Source organism: Lacrimispora sp. (assembly GCF_047605665.1).
GTDB lineage: Bacteria > Bacillota > Clostridia > Lachnospirales > Lachnospiraceae > Lacrimispora.
Window position 1 is genome coordinate 1 of sequence record NZ_JASGFH010000034.1, and the last position, 20,540, is coordinate 20,540.

The following is a 20,540-nucleotide window of genomic DNA, read 5'->3' on the forward strand; positions in this document are numbered from 1 at the left end:
AGAGAAAAGCCCTCAATCACCCAAATAGGTAAATCAAAGGCTTTCCAGACTATAATAGTCCTCGCAAACTTATTATAGCCTGGAAGCCATTAAAAATCAAGTAGGAGGATTTTTACAATGGCAAAGAGAGGACAAGGCGAAGGAACCATATCAAAGCGTCCAGACGGTACATGGTGGGCTAGGATCACGGTAGGCAAGGACGCAGAGGGTAAACAGAAGCGTAAGGCTTTCTATGGCAAGACCAGGAAGGAGGTACAGGAAAAGCTCACAGCAGCCTTAAATGATATCAATACTGATAATTATATCGACCCGAGCAAAATGACTTTGGAGCAGTGGCTTACCACTTGGATGCGTGATTACAGGGCGCAGTATGTGAAGCCTGAAACCTATGTGAATAATGAGTCTTGCATAAGAAAACATATTATTCCTGTTTTAGGAAAGGTTGCTTTAAAGGATATACGGAGAGATATGACGCAGAAGATTATCACAGATATGGTGGCAGAAGGGTATGGTCATTCAAGAATCAGTGATGTATATCTTGTATTGCACATGGCACTTAATGTGGCGGTAGATAATGGACTTATAGCTAAAAGTCCAGCGGAAAGACTGAAACTTCCCCCAAAGAAAAAACAGGAGGCAAGAGTTCTTACTGTAGAAGAACAGGAAAAAGTAATAGAGAAGTTAAGAGAAAGCACCAGTGGGGATTATCTTGAACTGATTCTGTATACTGGTATGAGAATTGGTGAAATACTGGCTCTGACTTGGGACGATATAGACTTTGAGGAGAAAATACTAAGTGTAAACAAATCATTATCCAAGTGGATTATCTTGCCAGATGGGAGCCGAAAATTACAGAAGGGATTTGGAACTCCTAAATCAAAGTCAGGATTTAGGAAAATTCCCCTCATTCCTGAGGCAATAGTACTCCTGAAAAATGCAGAGGAAAAACAGAAGCAAAAACTTATGGTTTCAGGATTTGAAAATATTAACAACTTGGTATTCTGCAGTGCGAGAGGAAGATTTATAGACAGAAGTGATGCCTACGGAGTGCTGAAACACGCATGTGAAAAAGCTAAAATATTAGGAGTTCATCCCCATACATTAAGGCACTCATTTGCCACTAGAGGTTTGGAACAGGGAATTCCACTGAAAATCATGCAAGAGATACTGGGACATTCCACAATAAGCATGACAGCAGACATTTATACTCATGTGCTGCCAGATGCCAAGACGGATTCCATGATGAAACTATCAAAAACAAATGATAAAAATAGCTAAAATCCTTTGCTGATTTTACTATCCTAAAATCAGATATATCATTCATAGAACTGCAACCTTTTAAGGGCTGCGGTTCTTGTTTTTTTGTGGGTAGGTATAAGGTAGGTATATATTATATAGAAGAAATAGTCTTCATAAAGGCTAGAAACCTTATAAATACGTTGTTTTTCACCTATATTATTAAATTACCCATCGTAACATTACAACTTTTTAGGCCTGGGGCATCCTGGGCCTTTTTCTTTTTGATTGGAGGATAAAACATGGAAGTTAAAAAATTACTTACCCCTTATAACCACAATGCAGGTACTGTAAACCGTATCAAGTATATTGTAATCCATTATGTAGGAGCCTTGGGAGGTGCAGAAGCAAACTGTAAATATTATGCTGGTGGCAACCGTGGAGCCAGCGCCCACTACTTTGTAGGCTTTAATGGTGAGATATGGCAATCTGTTGAAGATAAAGATATAGCCTGGCATTGTGGGGCAAAGGCGTATAAACATCCGGAATGCCGTAATGATAACAGCCTGGGAATAGAACTTTGCGTTCGGAATAAAGGCAGCCAAGCTGCGGATTCCAAGGATTGGTACTTTGAGGAGGCCACGGTACAATCAGCGATTGAGTTAACCAGGGAGCTGATGGCAAAGTACAATGTGCCTGCTGACCGTGTGATCCGGCACTATGATGTGACAGGGAAGATATGTCCCAACCCCTATGTATATAATCACACTCAGCATACCTGGGAAGCATTTAAGACAGCGTTGGTGTCAACACCAGAATACACCGTAGGCTGGAATTATGATAAAAATGGCTGGTGGTATGCGGATACAAATACTTCCTATTATAAATCTTGTTGGCAGATTATTAATGGCCACAAATATTATTTCAATCCAGACGGATATGCCCTGACCGGCTGGCAGGAGATTGGAGGCAAGTGGTATTACTTCGAACCCAGGGCAGGACATCCATTGGAATGTGCATTGTATATAACTGACAAAGAAGGAGTGCAGTATATAGGCGAGTTTTTACCTTTTTGAAAAAAAGTATTGCAATATAATTAGAAACGTGGTATTATATTAGCGCTTGTATAAAAGGCTATTCAGTGATGGCACTTTAAAAACCGAGAGATTGAACAGCAATTAAGCTCTTGAATATTGTAATAAAAAAAACCCACATAAAATGTGGGAAAAAACGCGTGATCGACAAGTTGTTATCATAGCATATCTATTGTCGGATATGCCTTTAGTGTAATCAAAGCTATAATGATTATGAAAGCACAATCACTTAATGATACTTTATTAAAGTGTATTTTAAAAATTATTCTCTGGTAATGTTTTACTTTGATTAAATAACGCTTTCTTTTCCTTTTTAGTGATATTGAAAAACCATATATATTCAGTGGTGTTTTCATATATGTATCTCCTTTCTCAAGATATGGTAGTATCTTGTGAGCAAATTAAAGAAGGGTTAAGGGAGATATCCATCACAAAGCCACATGGGAGTTCGCACCTCTCATGTGGCTATCCGTTTTTCATTATCGTACCATAAAAAAGACAAAAAGTAAAGAGTTATTAAAAAAAGGTAAATTGATATTATAATAATTTAAATCGATTAACATATGAAATTTTTTATGCTACTCTATTGTTATAATGTTACCTTGTTTTTACGAGCTTAAAGGATATTTATTATACATTGCTATCCAAACATTCCCATTAGAATACAGTGTAAAGGAATAAACAGGCGGGTATCCGGTATTCCGGGCTCGCCCATAATAGAATATTACCTATATCTTATCGGTCCATATACATATGGCCCTCCCATGGCCGTAGCTCCCATCAACATGGTCAGGAGAGTGGTGGAGTATGCTCTGACTGAAATTCCAAAGGAAAAAATCAGCCTTGGAATTCCCAATTACGGCTATGACTGGCCTCTGCCTTATGAAAGAGGAACGACAGTGGCCCGGACCATCAGTAACCTGGAAGCTATCCGCCTTGCCATTGACCATGGAGCTGAGATTCTGTTTGATGAGGTGGCTATGAGCCCCTATTTTTATTACTGGCAGTACGGTGTTCAGCATGAGGTGTGGTTTGAGGATGTGAGAAGCTATAAAGCAAAGTTCGATTTGATCAAGGAATACGGATTGACGGGGGCAGGTTACTGGCAGTTGATGCAGTTTTTCCGCAATAACTGGCTGCTGCTGGATGATATGTTTGAAATTGAAAGAGTTTAAAAGTAAAATGCCCTCTTGCGAGGGCATTTTGAGAATAATGTGATTTTTACAAAGTCACTTCGGCTATAGATGAACTGATTTCCAATACATCAGAATCATTTTCCCATATCTTTAGAATTTGAAGTTAAGATTTCTGCTCCTGTATCAGCATTGATGAATGTTACAGAGATATTATCAACAGTTGTTCCATTAAAAACGTGATACATACCGCCGAACATATAAAAAGCTAATGTTGAAAAGGACTCTGCCAAATCCAATTCAGTGGATTTGGTGGTGATCTCAAATGCAGTGAAATCTTCATTCACTTTTATATTTGTGTAATTTGGATAGTCTTCTGAACCTACCATTTCCGTTAGGGCTGAATCAATATTATCGCTTATTCCTTTCATCATTTCTTTATGCTGCTGTTTTGTCATTATATATGTGGCACTTCCGTTATCGTTTAAAGTGATGGACTTATAGCCTTTTTCTTTACATAATTCATTTAACTCTTCCTGTGTCTGTTCCCCAACAAAATCAGCAGGAATATTCAATTCCACATTAAATATTCCCTTTTCAACATTTACCTCCCCGACAGCTTCTAAACTTTTTTGAACTTCGCTGCCTAAGATGGAGTCTTCACCAGAGCTCTGAGAAACCGTGGTTTCAATTGTAGTGGCGGCTTCCGATGAACTTGTTTCGGCTGATGTCGTTTTGCCTCCGCAGGCAGATAAGCTGACAGCCATAGCGCACAATGCTGTTGTTAGTAATTTCTTTTTCATCTCGTTTTCTCCCTAATTATATATTATTAAAAAGCTTATGCTGTTTAATCCGATCATCTGTCTGACTAAATGTTTCACAATATCACCATCTGATAAATTCATTATATATAATATTTCATAGAGAGTAAATGTGAAGCTGCCATTTTATGCAAATCAAAAAGCCCGCCGTAATAGGCGGGCAGCTTTAATAACTGTAAATTATCATAGTACTTTTAATGTACTCAAAATTTCCTGAACCTTTGCCTGGGTTTCAGGTACATGGCAAGCAGCAATAGTAAACATCTTATTGCCTCGAATACAAATGTAAAGATCAAGGTTAATACCATTGTATAGATATCGAGTCTTAAAAACTGCAAATTCACCTAGTTGAGTATTCGTCTTATCGATGTAAGATACATTTCCACTGAGGCCGGCAGTAAATCCTGATTCAAAAAAAGATGCATAAATTATAGGATCAGAATCCTGAGGTATAAATTGATTATCAAACCTGATTAATATATCTTGTGAAAATATATCAAAGGTTTCTGAATTTCCGTCAAAAGCAGTTGTGGTTACATCGGAGGGAATTTGCAAAGAATATCCCATCTCTGTATTGCTGTAGGTATTGTAAGTTATCGTAGTGGAAGCGTTTGGATTTACCCATTTCCCGGAAGCATCAAAGGTATAAACTACGCCATCTATGTTCTGCATAGTGTTTGCAAGCATTACACCACTGGCATCTAAATAGTACCAGTTCCCTTGATCTTCAATCCACTGGCTGGTTACCAGCGTTCCGTTTTGGTCGTACTTCCACTGTCCGTTTTCCTGCTGTATCCAGCCAGCAAAGGACTGAATGGAGAAGAGAAAAAGAAAGCAGGCCGTCATTAAAATAATTTTTGTTTTTTTCATATATCCCCCTATAAGTATTTTTCATTATTATATATGAAAGAGAGGGAGATAGCAATAAAAATGGCTATGAATCCTCATTTCCACTACTGGTAATATGGAGTTCAGCATGAGGTGTGATTTGAGGAGATTATAAGCTATAAAGCTAAAGTTGATTTAATCAAGGAATACGGACTGACGGGACAGGCTATTGGCAGTTGATGCAGTTTTTATATACAAAAGCGGGTCTGTTTCGGTTGCGGAAAAGCCATGGGGGAGTATCGTGATTTTATTGCAATAGTCCGGCAAATACAGATGCCAAATTATATCATAGTGTTTAACTTCACTTACTTCCGCACTGGTCTGATATATTTGAAAAACCGTTCCGGATCATGATAAAAGTAAATGATTCTACCGGGGGAAGTATCAAAGCAGTAACCAGTGCCTGCAAAATCAAAAGTTGCCATTGCCTTTTCGATTTTTTCTTCCACACTACGGTTTTCCTGCTCATAATTGAATGCCCCATGTTCAAAAACAATATACTCGTCTTCGGGAACATTAATCATGAGCATTTGTGGTGGTATTTCACCTTTATAATCAAAAGGAAGCCGTACACCATAACACTCTGTACGTGGAATACCCCAATCGCAGAGCCTTCCGTTTGGGTCGTTAATATACGCCATAATCTGACCGCTGCCGCTGTTACATTCACTCCCGCCATTATCATCCAATTTGTCCTTAATACTATCAAGCAGTCCGCAAATTGTTTCGCAATCCTGCCCTGGAATAAGACTTTGCTTTTCCTAAAAATCCCAATACCCATTACTCTCATAATTTTTAATATGCAAAAATTTGTGTTTAGGAATGGTTACAAAGTAAATTTTAATATCATCCGTGGATTTCATCATTCCAATCTCTCCCAATCCTAAAAAGTAGCGGTCAAAAGGGTTTATTTTTGTGCGAAGAACGACAGGCTTAGGATTTTTTCGGTATTCACTTGGAGTTATACCATATGTTTTCTTGAAAGCTCTGGTAAAAGCTTCATGTGATGAAAAACCATAATCAAAAGCAATATCTAAAAGGCTTTTTTCACTATCCCGGATTTCCTTTAGTGCAAAGGCTAATTTTCTATGCCGGAGATAATCCCTAAATTGCATACCCGATATTTCTTTGAACTTTCTGGTTGTATAGAACTCGGAATAACCCAGCTTGTGAGAAAGAACGCGTAATGTCAAGGCTTCGTCTTTATAATTTTTAATACAACTGTCAATTTCATCAACAATTATTTGAATTTGCTTTTGCCATTCGTGCATGCGTCTGTTTACCTCATTTCAACCACCCTATATTTATTATAAAGAAATAGAGAGGTTATTACTTGATTTTACTTGCTCTTATTCGTATTATAAACGGAAGATTAGTTTGTGGCAATAAATAGAGAAAGTACAGATTATTCTTTCTGCAATGCCTTATATGTTTTTGGGCGGCAAGGTTATATTGTTTGAAATCAGAGGGTGATTCATTAAGATTGTTTATTGATAGCTGCCGGCTTTTCCTGTATTATGATATTAAAAAGAAAAAGGAGGCGGCTCAAGGATGATTACGATATTTAACCGTAAAGAATTGACTAGTACATTTGATATGAAAACGCAGGTGAAGGTACGGGAATTAATGGCTCAGTATCATATTCCCTATTCATACAAGGTAATTAATAGAAAAAGCCCCTCTCCCTTTAGTGCGGGTTCCAGAGCGAGAACGGGGACATTTGGAGAAAACTTACAGTTGGCATACGAATACACTATATATGTTAAAAAGATAGATTACGAAAAGGCAAATGCTATTATTAATGGGAAAATCAAATAATAATTGAACTTAACACGAAGCCAGGCTTGATGATATGATTGAAATTGAAAGCATATGAGAATACTAAAACGGGTGCTGCCAAGGATTGTGGGACAGCACCCGTTTACAACTGTGATTGTTCACATTACACGCGATTAAAGTTCCGTTTACATCCACAAAAACGGCTGCCTGACAGCCGCATTTCTCCTGGCTTCCTCATTATCTGATTCAAAGGGAAGCTTTTCATACAGCTTAACCAGTTGAGGAATCCCCAGCCGGTATCCCGCAAACATCATAAAAGAAGCACGTGCCGGAAATGCATCAAAATGCATAACATCAGGAGGGTAAGGCCAGAGGGATTTATCCAATAAATAGGGAAGCAGGAAGGATACCGCCTTTTTCATGCTTCTCCCGTCAGAATCCTCATATTCCCAAAGATTGTCCTCCGGCGTAGACAAAGCCTGACAGATGGCGGCTAAATTATCTACGATAAATATGGAATAATTATATGGCTTGGTCCGGGCCAGCTCTCCCGGAAACGAACCATCCGCCTTCATCTGCTTTAACAACACCTCCTTATAATGTCTGCGGCAAAGACCAGCCAGCAGCTCATTGCCCGTAAACAGGGAAAATACGGCGGCCTGCATAAAGAAACAGACGCTGTGATTATTGCTGGTATTCATTTCCTCGATTCCGTGTTCACTAGTGAGCATCCACCCCAGATACTGCGCAAACCAGTCCTTCATCCCCTGCCGGATTTCTTCCGTAACAGAAGGACTTTTACACAAAGCCTGAAATGCATAGGGAATATCCGCCAGATGGATCGTATCAATAATACCAATTCCCCGCCCGGTACATATCCCTGGAATGGATTGGGCATAAGAAAGATGAGGGTTCATTTTCGTGTCCTCGTCCAGGAAAAATTCCTTCAGCACAGTAACTGCCTGCCGGGCAAACGGCTCCTCCCTTGTCAGGGCGTAGGCGGAGGAAAGGGACACCACCAGATCACCCATCCGGCGCAGCAGCCGTCGGTGTTCATGGAAGTTGTCCGGATTGGACTCTCCATCCCGGCGGATATAGGGAAGGCCGTCCGGGGAAGCCGGGTCAGGCCACCAGTAATCCCCGTTGGAACAGTAATCGTGGATGGAGCCGGGGCTTTGAGGGCAGACCGCATCGGTGATGTGGGGAATGGGGGCGTCAAGAGCTGCTTTTGCCTGCGCAAGAATCTGGTCCTTGTCCGGACCGGATAAGAAGAAGGCAGAGCATTTCGAATTGCTTGTCATGGAACGTTCACCTCGTTTGTAATTTTGCTTATGCTTCTGGTTCATACGGTTTTAGCTTAAGACAGTCAGGAGAAAAAACCAATAGGCAAAACCTTCAAACCATGAGCAATTTGTACATAATTCCTAAAACATCCTGGTTTTCTGTAAAGTTTTCATGTGAAAAACCGATATTTCATAGGTAGTTATCCTGAGAAGCAGGATATTTAATCCATCAAAACACATCAGGAAATAAAACAAAAGGAAAGGGAAGGAAAATCATGAAACAGCGTTCAAAGGTGTATCTCCACTTGTTTTTGTCATATCTGGTGATTTTTCTGGTTCCCATTCTTTTGGGAACTGTCATTTATGGTTATTCATTCCGTTCTGTGCGCCGTCAGGAAGAGAAGATGAACACCAATCTTCTGACCATGGTCCAAAGGGATTTGGACAAGGAAATCGATAATATCCAGAAGATTTCGGCAAGAATGGCCATGGATACGGGAGTGCAGCTGGCCAGCAAGGTGAAGGGAAGCTTTGGCAATGAAGACCAGATGACCCTGTATTACCTCTTCAATGATTTACAGTCCATTGCCATGTCGGAAGAATTCATTGAGGATGTATTCATCTATTTTAACAACACCCAGAGAGTTTGCTGTATTAATGGAAATATGTCTTCTGACATGTACTATGATCTCTACTATGACAGCAAGAAGCTTCCCTTTGATGTATTTAAGGAATACATGGGACTGCCTCACTATAACGATATGATTTCTTTCTATCAAAAGACCGGAGGAGAGAGGCTGATTTTCACCATGACGGTGCTGGACTATGCGGTAGGAAGAAAGTCCGCCACCGTGGGAATCGCGGTGGATTACGATACCGTTCTCCAGAGGCTTGAATCCATGCGCTGGGACAGCGGTATCGATATTCTGGTGATCAATGAGCACAATGATATCATTTCTGCGGGAGGGGAAAATGCCCGCAGCCACGGGCTGACCTATGACAGCCTGACCGAAGGCAGCGTGATTGAAAAGGACAGCAAGGGAAAACCCTATATGATCTCTGTTGTGGACTCGGACAAGACTGCCTGGAAATACGTGGCAGCAGCTCCCGCAGCCCTGATTGAAAAAGAGGCCAGGGCGATTCAGAATATAGCGGTAGCCGGTCTGTTTATCTGCATTATTTCCGGCTTTGCCATTTCCGGCTATTTAACCAAAAGGAACTACAATCCGGTGAAAATGCTTCTGGAAACCGTAAAAAACCATGGCAGCAGGGAAATGGAAGAAAACGAAAACGAATACCAGTGGTTAAACCGCCAGATCAACCAGTTTTTCCAGGAACAGGTGAATTCCGAGCGGCTTTTAGCTGAAAACAGGAAGAATCTTAAGAATTACTATTTGATCCAGCTCCTGCAGGATTACTATAACGGCAGGCCCATGGAGCCCTACGGCATCCACTTGCACATGGAATACAACATGGTCATGCTGTTTGAGCCGGAGGTGAAAAAGGACGATGTAAAGGAAAATGCCCTGCAAAAATTCGTGGTCACCAACGTGTTTGAAGAAATGTGCTTAAACCACTTTGGCGTGGAAATGGTGGAAATCGGTGAGCGGACAGCGGCAATTATCAACCTGCCGACCCAGGACGTGCGGCACATTCAGACGGTGAAGGAGATGGCGGAAAATCTTCAGCAGATGGCAGAGGAATCCTTTGGCTTTACGGTGCGTATTTTTGCCGGCTCCATTTCCAAAGGGCTGGAGGGAATCCATTTATCCTATCTCCAGGCCAGGGATATGGAGGAGTATTTAAATCTGCTGGATACCAGCCTCATCCTTTATGACGAGGTGAAAAATATCCAGCCGGAATACGATTACCCGGCGGAAATGGAAGAAAAGATCATCAATGCCATGAAGGTGGGAGACAGCCGGCAGGCCGGACAGACCATGCGCCAGGTATTTGACCGGAATTTAACCGGCCATGTGTCAGCCAATATTTACCGATGCCTGATTTATGACATGATCGGGACTCTTTTAAAGGGCGCCAACTTGGGCGGATACCGGGAGGCGGCAGGAGAACTGGAATTTCCGGACCAGTCTAAGGTGCGGCAGCCGGTGGAAGAGGTGAAGTGCCAGTTTGAAGACCTTCTGGAAAAGATCTGTGAAAAGATTCTGATTTTAGAAAAGGAAACCAGTCAGGACAGAACCTTGAGCAAAAAGGTTCAAAAATACATTCTGGAAAATTATATGGACCCGGATTTGAATATTTCCCTGACCAGCCAGCATTTTGACATGACTCCCAATTACCTTTCTTCCGTTTATAAGAAGCAGACCGGGGGAAGCCTTCTGGATTATATCAATACCATGAGGCTGGAGCGGGCAAAGGAACTGTTAGAAGAAGGGAAAAGTGTGGTGGAAGCGGCAGAGCAGACAGGCTTTCGGGACAGCGGCACTTTTATCCGGGCTTTTAAGAAGAAATACGGCATTACACCGGGGCAGTTAAAAAAGAAAACTTGAGAAATAACGCATCGACTCGAAAAAATGCAAATGGAAATTGGAGATTTTGCCAATGGAGTTTGCATTTTTTCTATATCTTCCTGGTATTGTCCGATGCTATGATAGGGACACAAATGGCGGGGCGTAAATTCCCCGGCAAAAAATAACTGTATGATCGAAAGGAGACAGGGAGGCAATGAAGAAAAGAGGATTATCATTGCTGCTGACAGCCGCAATGGCAGCCGGAACACTGGCGGGCTGCGGTACAGCAAAGCAGGCACCTGAAACAACACCTGCGGCAGAGACCACTGCGGCAGCAGGAGAAACGGGGGCAGAGGCAGTGAACTTTTCTTATCCAATGGATAAGGGAGACCAGCTTCAGTACTGGTGCGAGCTGACCAGCACAGTTTCTGCAAACTATGCAAATTTAGGAGATACGCCTTTTGGAAAGGGCTGGATGGAACGGACAGGAGCGGACATCGAATTTTTGCATCCGCCGTCAGGCCAGTTAAAGGAACAGTTCAGCCTGATTATGGCAGACGGCAATCTGCCGGATTTAATGGAATACAACTGGGTAACGGATTATCCAGGCGGCCCGGAAAAGGCGATCAAGGATGGAGTGATTGTTCCGTTAAATGATATCATTGACAAGTACTGCCCCAATTTAAAGGCTTATCTGGAAGCAAATCCGGTGATAGACGGGATGATTAAGACCGATGACGGCAACTATTATGCATTCCCATTTGTCAGAGGAGATGAAATGCTGCTCAATACCATTGGACTGATGCTTCGTCAGGACTGGCTGGATGAGCTGGGTCTGGAAGTTCCAACCACCATGGATGAATGGCATACTGTGCTTACGGCATTTAAGGAGAAAAAAGGAGCTGAGGCTCCATATACCTTTGAGTATACCAATACACCTTACTTAACCAGTGATCCATTTGCTTATGCTTACGGAACAAACCGCTCTTTCTATGTAGGAAGTGACAAAAAGATACGTTTCGGAGCAGTGGAAGAAGGCTACAGACGGTTTCTGACAACCATGAATCAGTGGTACAGCGAAGGGCTGATTGACAAAGACCTTGCCACCTTAAAAGGCGACCAGGTAAGTGCCAAGATGACCAATGGTCTTTCCGGAGCCTCTATGGGCCAGGCAGGAAGCCGTATGGGAACCTGGACGGAAGCAGCCCGGTCGACAAATCCCTCCTTTAAGCTGGTGGCAGCTCCGCCGCCAACTCTGGTAAAGGGAGAAAAGGCAGAGTTTGGACAGATCGAGGTTCCCTATTCAGGAAGAGCCAGCGTGGCTATTACCTCCTCCTGCGAGGATGTGGAGCGTGCGGCAAGACTGATGGATTATGCTTACGGCGAAGAAGGCCATATGTATTTTAACTTTGGTATTGAAGGGGAATCCTACACCCTGGTCAACGGCTATCCGACCTATACGGATCAGGTTATGAAGAATCCTGACGGACTTCCTGTATCCCAGGCCATGTCTGCCTACATCCGCGGCAACTACAACGGACCATTTGTACAGGATGTGCGTTATCTGGAGCAGTATTATACCCTGGATGAACAGAGGGAAACTCCTACCGTATGGGGGCAGTCCAATGGAAGTGCCCACATCATTCCTCCGATTACACCTACCTCAGAAGAGAGCAAGGAATTCTCCACCATCATGAATGAAATCAACACCTATCGGGATGAAATGACTCTGAAATTCATGTTCGGCACAGAGAGCCTGGATAACTTTGACACCTATGTCAAAAATATCGAAAACATGGGCTTAACCCGTGCACTGGAAATTCAAAATGCGGCTTTTGAACGCTATAATTCAAGATAAAAGCATAGCCATAAAGGACTGTTGGAAGCAACAGTCCTTTATGATGAAAGAAGAAAGAGAAAAGGAGCAGACCGGCATGAAGCTAGGCTACCGCATAAAAAAGGACTGGGCCAGGAACCGCTCGTTGTATTTGATCATACTTCCTGTTCTGGCATTTTATATTTTATTTCACTACAAGCCCATGTATGGGGCAATCATCGCCTTTAAGGAATACAGCCCGGCTTTGGGAATTGCCGGAAGCCCCTGGGTGGGGTTTGACAACTTCACCAGGTTTTTTAAGAGCGTTTATTTTACGAGACTGATTAAGAATACCATTTTATTGAGCCTTTATAATCTTGTGGTGGGATTTCCGGCTCCCATCATCCTGGCCCTTTTGTTAAATGAAGTGAGAAACAGAAGATTTAAGAGCGTGACTCAGACCATTACATATCTGCCCCACTTTATTTCTCTCATTGTGGTGACGGGAATGCTGACGGATTTCAGCATGACAACGGGACTGTTTAACGACATTGTGGAAATATTCGGCGGACAGAGGTCTCCCCTTTTGCAAAATCCCAAGCTGTACCGTTCCATTTACGTCATATCCGGAATCTGGCAGGAGGTGGGCTGGGGTTCCATCATTTACTTATCCGCCCTTGCAGGCGTGGACAGCCAGCTTTATGAAGCTGCCCAGATTGACGGGGCAGGAAAATGGAAGCAGTTGATTCATGTGACCCTTCCGGGCATTGCACCCACCATTATCATCATGTTCATCTTAAAGATGGGCTCCCTGATGAATATGGGATATGAAAAAACCATTTTGTTATACAATCCGTCCACCTATGAAACAGCCGATATTATTTCATCTTATATTTACCGGATCGGCCTTTTAGAGCAGGACTGGAGTTATTCTACGGCAATCGGTCTGTTTAATTCCGTAATTAACTTCGGACTTCTGCTGTTCACAAACAAGCTGTCGAAACGCTACAGCGAGACCAGCTTATGGTAAGGAGGACTTAAACGTGAAAGTGAAACGGTCAAAAGGGGAGCGGGCGTTCTCCGTGTTTAACTATATACTTTTAACAGCAATCATCATCATCTGCCTCTACCCGGTGTGGTATGTGGCAGCGGCTTCCATCAGTAACAGCAACCTTCTGACACAGCATACAGGCCTTCTCTTAAAGCCGGCAGGTCTGAGTTTTGAGGCCTATAAAAAGGTGTTTCAAAATCCCATGATCGGGAAGGGGTACTTAAATACCTTATTCCTTCTGGTGATCGGTGTATTTTTAGACCTTGTCATGACCTCTTTAGGCGCTTATTTCCTGTCCAGAAAAGGGGTGATGTTTAAACGGCCTATTATGATGCTCATTGTGTTCACCATGTTTTTCTCAGGGGGCATGATTCCGTTTTATTTGAATTTAAAGGATTTACACTTGACCAATACCCTGTGGGGACTGATTGTCCCCTTTATGATCAGCACCTATAACCTGATTATCTTAAGGACCTCTTTTGAGAGCATCCCGGACAGTCTCATTGAGGCGGCTCAGATTGACGGGGCAGAGCATTTCACTATTTTGATGCAGATTGTGATTCCCTTGTCCAAGGCCATTTTAGCGGTTATGGTTTTGTATTACGGTGTCAGTATCTGGAACTCCTGGTTCTGGGCGTCCGCCATCATCCGCACCAGGGAAATGTATCCCCTCCAGGTCATCCTCCGGGAAATCCTGATGCAAAATGATGTCAGCTCCATGACAGCGGGCGCAGGAGCCATGGATACAGAGGCCATTGGAATGACCATCAAGTACGCCACGATTATGGTTGCAACCCTTCCGATTCTGTGCGTATATCCATTTTTACAGAAGCATTTCACCAAGGGAACCATGATGGGCGCAGTGAAGGAATAGATGAAAAGGAGAGAACGATGAACGGGAAATTGCAGGATATTTACAAAAAACTGGATCAAAAGCTTCAGGCAGAATGCGCCAGAGTGGGGGAGAAAATTCCTTATATCCCTGAAAACGGGCGTTACCAGAAGGATATGCGTGAGGTAAATGATTCCTGGTGGACCAATGGATTCTGGGCCGGTATGCTGTGGCAGATGTATCAGAGTACGGGAAATGAAGCCTATAAAAAAACAGCGGAATATTCGGAAGCCGCCCTTTCCAAGGCCATGGAACGGTATGTGGGGCTTCATCACGATGTGGGATTTCAGTTTCTGCACACAGCGGTGGCGGATTACCGGCTGACTGGAAAAGAAAAGGCCAAAGTCATGGGGCTTCATGCCGCCAATCTTCTGGCAGGAAGATTCAATGTGACGGGAGAATACCTTCGCGCCTGGAACTTGGACCGGTCCGGCTGGATGATTGTGGACAGTCTGATGAACATCCCCCTTCTGTACTGGGCGGGAAATGAATTAAATGACCCCAGATTTGCGGATATTGCCAACCGCCACGCCCATACTGCCATCAGAGTGCTTCAAAGAGAGGATGGCTCCTGCAACCACATTGCCATCTTTGATCCGGCAACAGGGGAACTGCTGGAGTGCCCCGGAGGCCAGGGGTATGAGCCGGGATCATCCTGGTCCAGAGGCCAGGCGTGGGCCATTTACGGCTTTGCGCTGGCGTTTAAACACACAGGGCAGCAGGAATATTTAGATGCAGCCAAACGGGCGGCCCATTATTTCCTGTCCAATATCGCCCTCACCGGATATGTGCCCCTTACGGATTTCAGGGCGCCTGAGGAGCCGGTTAGCTGGGACACCACCGCAGGAGCCTGCGCGGCCTGCGGCCTGCTCCAGATTTCAGAAATGGTTCCGGATTTGGAAAAGCCCCTGTACTATGACAGCGGCGTGAAGATGCTGATGGCTCTGGCAGAAAACCACTGCAACTGGAACCCGGAAGAGGATGGAATCCTGCAAAACGGAACTGTGGCATACGGAAAAGAAGGGGAAACCCATGTGCCGATTATTTATGGGGATTACTTCTTTACAGAGGGCATTTTACACCTTTTAAACAAAGGGTTTATGATCTGGTAGAAGCCATATTTAAGCAAAATGCTGTGCGGGAAATAAAGGAAAGGTGAGAGAAAAACAATGAATCACTGTATGGAAAAGTGGAAAGAGCGCAGAATCGTGACAAGAAATGATGCGGCAGAAGTGCTGCTGGATATGATCCGTCCCTTAAAAGGCTTTTACAGCCCAGGCAGAAGCTGGCTGAAAGCGGGGAATACAGGAGTCCATTACGGCGATAAACCGGCCTGGATGGAGGGGTTTGCCAGGGTGATGTGGGGGCTTGGCCCCTTGTGGTCTCAGGATAATAACGGCCTTTTGGCAGAACTTAAGCAGGAGGCAGATGAATGGCTGGATTTGTACTTAGAGGGAATCATCCACGGCACAGACCCGGATCATGAAGAGTATTGGGGCGATCTGGTGGATTATGATCAGAAAATGGTGGAAATGGCCTCTCTGGTGACGGGAATCAGCTTATCCCCTCAAAAGCTTTGGAATCCTCTTGCAGAGAAGGAGAAGAAAAATCTCTATGACTGGCTGAATCAGATCAATGACCACAAGGTCCACCCTAATAATTGGAGATTCTTCCGCATTCTGGTGAACATGATGTTTCAGCTTTTAGACCTGCCCTGGCCGGAGGAGGTCATGGAGGATGATATGGCAGTCATAGAAGGCTGTTATACAGGGGACGGCTGGTATTACGACGGAAATGCGGGACAGGTGGATTATTATATTCCCTTTGCCATTCATTTTTACGGCCTGATTTACGCTCAGATGATGGAGCAGAAGGACCCGGAGAGAAGCAGGAAGTTCAAGGAGCGTTCCCACATATTTTCCCACGATTTCGTTTACTGGTTTGCAGAGGATGGGCGGGAAATTCCCTATGGAAGGAGCCTGACCTACCGCTTTGCCCACAGCGCTTTTTTCGGAGCCATGGGCTTTGCCGGAGTTGAAGGGGCTGGATATGGGATCATGAAGAGCCTGGCTCTTAAGAACCTGGAACAGTGGCTGAAGTTTCCGATCTTTGACAATGGAGGCTTCTTATCCATCGGCTACGGGTATCCCAACCTGTTCATGAGCGAACGCTATAATGCCCCAGGCTCTCCCTACTGGGCCTTTAAGTCCTTCTTCCTTCTGGCCCTCCCCCAGGAACACCCTTTCTGGCAGGCTGAGGAAGAGGCATATCCATATGAAGAAAAGAAGCTGCTTTCCCATCCTCATATGCTGGTCACCCATGACAAGCACAATCATGTGCTGGCCTATGTGGCCGGACAGCACTGCAGAAACCACGGGGCCTGCCCGGAAAAATATGAAAAATTCGTTTATTCCAATAAGTTCGGATTCAGCGTATCCAGGGGCTTTGGCTTATCCGAGGGGGCTTTTGACAGCACCCTGGCGGTGTCTTTGGCCGGAGAAGAGCAGTATCAGATGCGTTATGGGGCCCGAAGCTTTGAAGTGAACGGGGATGAAGTGAAGATCACTTACCGGCTCATGCCGGGAGTAGACGTGGTAAGCCGGATCATCCCTCAGGGAGCCTGGCATGTGAGAATCCATGAAATCAGGACGGAACATGAAATCGATGCGGCTGACGGCGGCTTTGCAATTCCGGTGGAATCGGCAAAGTATGACAGAAGCTGTATTGAAGAGGGAGAAGAAACGGCCTCGGCCTCTTTCCCCTGGGGCATCAGCAAGGTGGTCAGCTTAAGCGGCGGAAAGGGGAAAATGGTGGATGCTTTCCCGAATACCAATCTATTCCATCCCTTAACCCTTATCCCCATGGTCTGTTACCGGCTGAAACCTGGGACTCACCGGCTCATTACCTGCGTCATAGCCGATGATTCGAAAGAGGCACAATGCCTGGCAGCGGAGATTCCTGGGGTCCGTTCCTGACGGCTGCTTTGGCAGGGGGCTTTAAAACCATTGACACGCAAATCATATATTGTTATAATTTTTATACAACATATATATTTGGTCTGTTACAGGATAAATGGTTATAAGACCTGCTTAAGGAGTGCATATGACTTTACAAGAAAAAAATGAAGAACTGAAAAACTACCTTTCCCAGCTTGGAAGCGTTGCCGTTGCTTTTTCATCAGGCGTTGATTCCACATTTCTGCTGAAAACAGCCCATGATGTGCTGGGAGACCGTGTGATTGCCGTTACAGCCCGCTCCTGCTCCTTTCCTGAAAGAGAGTTAAATGAGGCCGTGGAATTCTGTAAAGCAGAAGGAATCCGGCATTTTATTGTGGACAGCGAAGAGCTGGATATAGATGGTTTCAGCAGCAATCCGAAAAACCGTTGCTACTTATGCAAGCATGAGCTGTTTGAAAAGATAGCCGTCATCGCTGCCGAACACGGTATCAGTGAAATTGTGGAAGGTTCCAATGAGGACGACAACGGGGATTACCGCCCCGGCTTACAGGCGGTGGCGGAGTTAAATGTCCGCAGCCCTCTGCGCCATGTAAAGCTCACAAAGGATGAAATCCGGGAACTGTCCAGAGAGCTGGGCCTGCTGACCTGGGATAAACAGTCATTTGCCTGCCTGTCCAGCCGCTTTGTTTACGGCGAGACTATTACCAGGGAAAAATTGTCCATGGTGGACCGGGCAGAGCAGCTTCTTTTGGATATGGGATTAAAACAGGTCCGGGTCAGAATCCATGGCACCATAGCCAGGATTGAGGTCCTTCCTTCCCAGTTGATGCAGTTGGTGGAGGGCCCGAAGAGACAGGAGATTGTAGATGCATTTCATGGCCTGGGCTTTTCCTATGTGACACTGGATTTGGACGGCTACCGGACCGGAAGCATGAACCTGACTTTACCGGAAGAGTGAGAATCGCTTTTGTATTATCTTAAATAATAGAAAAAACGGCTTTTGTCCCGCAGACATTCCATTTCCTGCAGGGCAAAAGCCGTTTTTTTGTTTTATATATTCCACGGAGCAGCGGATAATCTAAAAAAGCGTAATAAAAAGAAAAAACAAAATGCCCGCCCCCCCAAAATTGCCGATAGGTGCAGGTGAGCACGATATGATTTGAAATGAGGCAACTGCCCAACGGCCTTATTTCTCCCTGAGCTGCTCGAACTCCATAAGCTTAAAGGAAATGAACAGCTTATAAATATCAGTATCTGAATCTATATGGATATTCAACATCTCACAAGCTTTATCAATCCGATAACATACCGTATTCCGGTGGATAAACATTTTTCGCGAAACTTCCCTCATGTTTCGCCCGAAGAGCACATAATTGCGGAGGGTTTCATAGAATGCCGTCCCGTATCGTTCATCGTCCTCCTTTAACTCAGACAGGCCAGGGAGGCAAAATCTTTCCACTAGTTCCGGATCTTTGACTGCGCACAGCAAATTGTAAAAATAAATGTCGTCAAAGGGTAGAATATTCTCCGGCAAATTGAGGTGTAACCCGGTTTCCAGACTCTGTACTGCTTCCTTATACATCGTCCTGAATGCCAGAATATCATTAAAGACATTGCTGACTCCTGCCAACAGTTCGTTTTTTTTCAAAAAACTGATTAATTCAGCATAAAACCCCTGAATGTCATCCAGATGGTTGAAGTCTGTCATCACCACAATTCCGCTTTTGGTGATGGTGCTGGAGGTCCATGGGAACTGGTTTCTGAAGTCCTTTTGTGTCCTCGTTAAAATCAAATTAGCCCGGATCGCAGGTGTATCTTCTCCGTCTCTCGATTTATGGCCGATTAAAATGACAAATTTGTATGGTTTCAGGTGCCATCCAATTCTCATCAGCCGTTCTTCACAATCCGCTTTATCAGGGATGTTTCTGTCCAACAGATCCAACAAAAAGGTTCCTCGGATGCTGTTGTGAATCTGGTTCAACTCACGCTGAGCGCTCAGAAAAATAAGCTCTGACAAATGCTTCATCAGCGCTGCGTCAAAGCGTCCGAAGGGGCGCTTTATCTCAGCCAGGGACAGGTAGTAGTCATATTCCTGGGTAGAGCTCTTTACCCGCATCAGCAGCCTGCGATTTTTCTTTGCATAGCCCTGATTATGAATAAACGGCTCGGATGAGATTGCGATCTTGGATAAAATTTCAAGAACGTTTTCTCTCTGGACAAAGTCATGAGTTGCATAGCCTTTGTTTATTCCAATGTTGATTCCTTCATCTGCATCGGCATCAACTCCTGCCACTTCAGCTTTTAATATGGCCCTGGATGAGATGTCCCATAAGAAGAGCGGGTTTCCGAAAACTTCTGCAGCGCACGCGAAAAGGCTGTTGAGCCCGCCGCCTTTCAAAACAGATTCCGTCAACAGAGACAAATTACGTGCATGGGCCGCGGCGTCTTCAAAAATGGCGACAACTTCTGAAATTAGCTGGGAGGGCCCCACACTGCCGGGAAACTCAACAATATCACAGTCAGTATTATCGGTATTGAACTCGAACTCACAATCGTGAATAACAAAAAGACACGGCCTGTTCTGCTCGAATTTAATTTCATTGAATTTTGAGGCCCGCAGCACAATAATAGCGCTGTCCAGCATCGGCGCTTCCGTTTCGTGGTAGGCATAGACAGCAATATATTTTCGCGCGTCGTGCAGTTGGGTCCGGATTGGGGAAACGGACAGCATATCAATAATCGTTTTAATGAGCACCATTGCGTTTCTTCCTCCTGGTAATCTATGATTATCCCGCATAGTTCCAAACACATCATACTTTGTTTTTAATATACCACAGTTTGCTTTTAAATGACAAAACAAATTCGGTTAGCGTCAAGAAATAGTTGGTATATTTCCGCTTTTGTACCATGGGTTGTTCAATGGCACAAAAGGGGAAGCAAAGTTTTGATGAGTTTTGTTCCATATCCGATGACTTTACAAAATATTTATAATATTATGAAAATACAAAAGGGCCCTGTAGAAGCATTGAGAATCAATAATTATGGAGGAGGACAAATAATATGAATCTTAATATTAAGGGAAAGGTAGCAGTCGTCACCGGAGGGGCGACAGGAATCGG

General features: G+C 44.1%; 14 protein-coding genes and 2 pseudogenes. 11 read left to right on the forward strand and 5 right to left on the reverse strand.

All coding sequences use genetic code 11. The features are described 5' to 3' along the window. Nucleotides 1-117 precede the first annotated feature (117 nt). The 3 genes and pseudogenes from QM657_RS19215 to QM657_RS19225 all read left to right on the forward strand — a co-directional run. The gene (locus QM657_RS19215) at nucleotides 118-1,278 is read left to right on the forward strand and encodes a tyrosine-type recombinase/integrase (protein ID WP_415068319.1); all 1,161 of its coding nucleotides are present in this window, start codon (nucleotides 118-120) and stop codon (nucleotides 1,276-1,278) included. 260 nt (nucleotides 1,279-1,538) lie between these two features. After that, nucleotides 1,539-2,312: an N-acetylmuramoyl-L-alanine amidase gene (locus tag QM657_RS19220; RefSeq protein WP_415068320.1), complete on the forward strand. Its 774-nt coding sequence runs from the start codon at nucleotides 1,539-1,541 to the stop codon at nucleotides 2,310-2,312. Nucleotides 2,313-3,009: 697 nt separating this feature from the next. Beyond that, nucleotides 3,010-3,505: pseudogene (locus tag QM657_RS19225) on the forward strand (glycosyl hydrolase family 18 protein); the annotation flags it as partial. Between the two features lie 95 nt (nucleotides 3,506-3,600). On the opposite strand, the gene QM657_RS19230 reads toward QM657_RS19225, so the two are convergent. The 3 genes and pseudogenes from QM657_RS19230 to QM657_RS19240 all read right to left on the reverse strand — a co-directional run bounded on the left by QM657_RS19230 (nucleotide 3,601) and on the right by QM657_RS19240 (nucleotide 6,443). Further along, on the reverse strand, nucleotides 3,601-4,266 hold the full coding sequence (locus QM657_RS19230; protein WP_415068321.1) for a hypothetical protein: 666 nt from the start codon (nucleotides 4,264-4,266) through the stop codon (nucleotides 3,601-3,603). Nucleotides 4,267-4,467: 201 nt separating this feature from the next. Further along, nucleotides 4,468-5,154 carry a hypothetical protein gene (locus tag QM657_RS19235; RefSeq protein WP_415068322.1) on the reverse strand — a complete coding sequence of 229 codons (687 nt, stop codon included), beginning with the start codon at nucleotides 5,152-5,154 and terminating at the stop codon, nucleotides 4,468-4,470. Nucleotides 5,155-5,477: 323 nt separating this feature from the next. Then, a pseudogene (locus QM657_RS19240) lies at nucleotides 5,478-6,443 on the reverse strand (helix-turn-helix transcriptional regulator). A gap of 280 nt (nucleotides 6,444-6,723) precedes the next feature. On the opposite strand from QM657_RS19240, the gene QM657_RS19245 reads away from it, so the two are divergent. Continuing rightward, on the forward strand, nucleotides 6,724-6,990 hold the full coding sequence (locus QM657_RS19245) for a hypothetical protein (RefSeq protein WP_415068323.1): 267 nt from the start codon (nucleotides 6,724-6,726) through the stop codon (nucleotides 6,988-6,990). A 146-nt stretch (nucleotides 6,991-7,136) separates the two neighbouring features. Here QM657_RS19245 and QM657_RS19250 read toward each other — a convergent pair whose 3' ends face one another. Beyond that, nucleotides 7,137-8,252, reverse strand: a complete 1,116-nt coding sequence (locus QM657_RS19250) for an alginate lyase family protein (protein WP_415068324.1) — start codon at nucleotides 8,250-8,252, stop codon at nucleotides 7,137-7,139. 257 nt (nucleotides 8,253-8,509) lie between these two features. Here QM657_RS19250 and QM657_RS19255 point away from each other — a divergent pair, with 257 nt between their 5' ends. From QM657_RS19255 to larE, 7 genes are all read left to right on the forward strand, one after another. After that, complete coding sequence (locus QM657_RS19255) at nucleotides 8,510-10,744, forward strand: AraC family transcriptional regulator (protein WP_415068325.1); 2,235 nt, start codon at nucleotides 8,510-8,512, stop codon at nucleotides 10,742-10,744. 175 nt (nucleotides 10,745-10,919) lie between these two features. Next, nucleotides 10,920-12,563 (forward strand): extracellular solute-binding protein, encoded by a 1,644-nt coding sequence (locus QM657_RS19260; RefSeq protein ID WP_415068326.1) that lies wholly within the window; start codon nucleotides 10,920-10,922, stop codon nucleotides 12,561-12,563. A gap of 40 nt (nucleotides 12,564-12,603) precedes the next feature. After that, nucleotides 12,604-13,551 carry an ABC transporter permease gene (locus QM657_RS19265; protein ID WP_415068327.1) on the forward strand — a complete coding sequence of 316 codons (948 nt, stop codon included), beginning with the start codon at nucleotides 12,604-12,606 and terminating at the stop codon, nucleotides 13,549-13,551. Between the two features lie 13 nt (nucleotides 13,552-13,564). After that, on the forward strand, nucleotides 13,565-14,446 hold the full coding sequence (locus QM657_RS19270; protein ID WP_415068328.1) for a carbohydrate ABC transporter permease: 882 nt from the start codon (nucleotides 13,565-13,567) through the stop codon (nucleotides 14,444-14,446). Nucleotides 14,447-14,463: 17 nt separating this feature from the next. Further along, entirely contained in the window at nucleotides 14,464-15,576 is a 1,113-nt protein-coding gene (locus tag QM657_RS19275) for a glycoside hydrolase family 88 protein (protein WP_415068329.1), read from the forward strand. A 69-nt stretch (nucleotides 15,577-15,645) separates the two neighbouring features. After that, nucleotides 15,646-17,439: a DUF2264 domain-containing protein gene (locus QM657_RS19280; RefSeq protein WP_415068330.1), complete on the forward strand. Its 1,794-nt coding sequence runs from the start codon at nucleotides 15,646-15,648 to the stop codon at nucleotides 17,437-17,439. 127 nt (nucleotides 17,440-17,566) lie between these two features. Next, nucleotides 17,567-18,379 (forward strand): ATP-dependent sacrificial sulfur transferase LarE, encoded by an 813-nt coding sequence (gene larE / locus QM657_RS19285; RefSeq protein WP_415068331.1) that lies wholly within the window; start codon nucleotides 17,567-17,569, stop codon nucleotides 18,377-18,379. A 228-nt stretch (nucleotides 18,380-18,607) separates the two neighbouring features. Here the strand turns inward: larE and QM657_RS19290 are convergent, their stop codons facing one another. Continuing rightward, nucleotides 18,608-20,179, reverse strand: coding sequence for a PucR family transcriptional regulator (locus tag QM657_RS19290; RefSeq protein ID WP_415068332.1), 1,572 nt, complete (start codon nucleotides 20,177-20,179; stop codon nucleotides 18,608-18,610). Nucleotides 20,180-20,540: the final 361 nt, after the last annotated feature.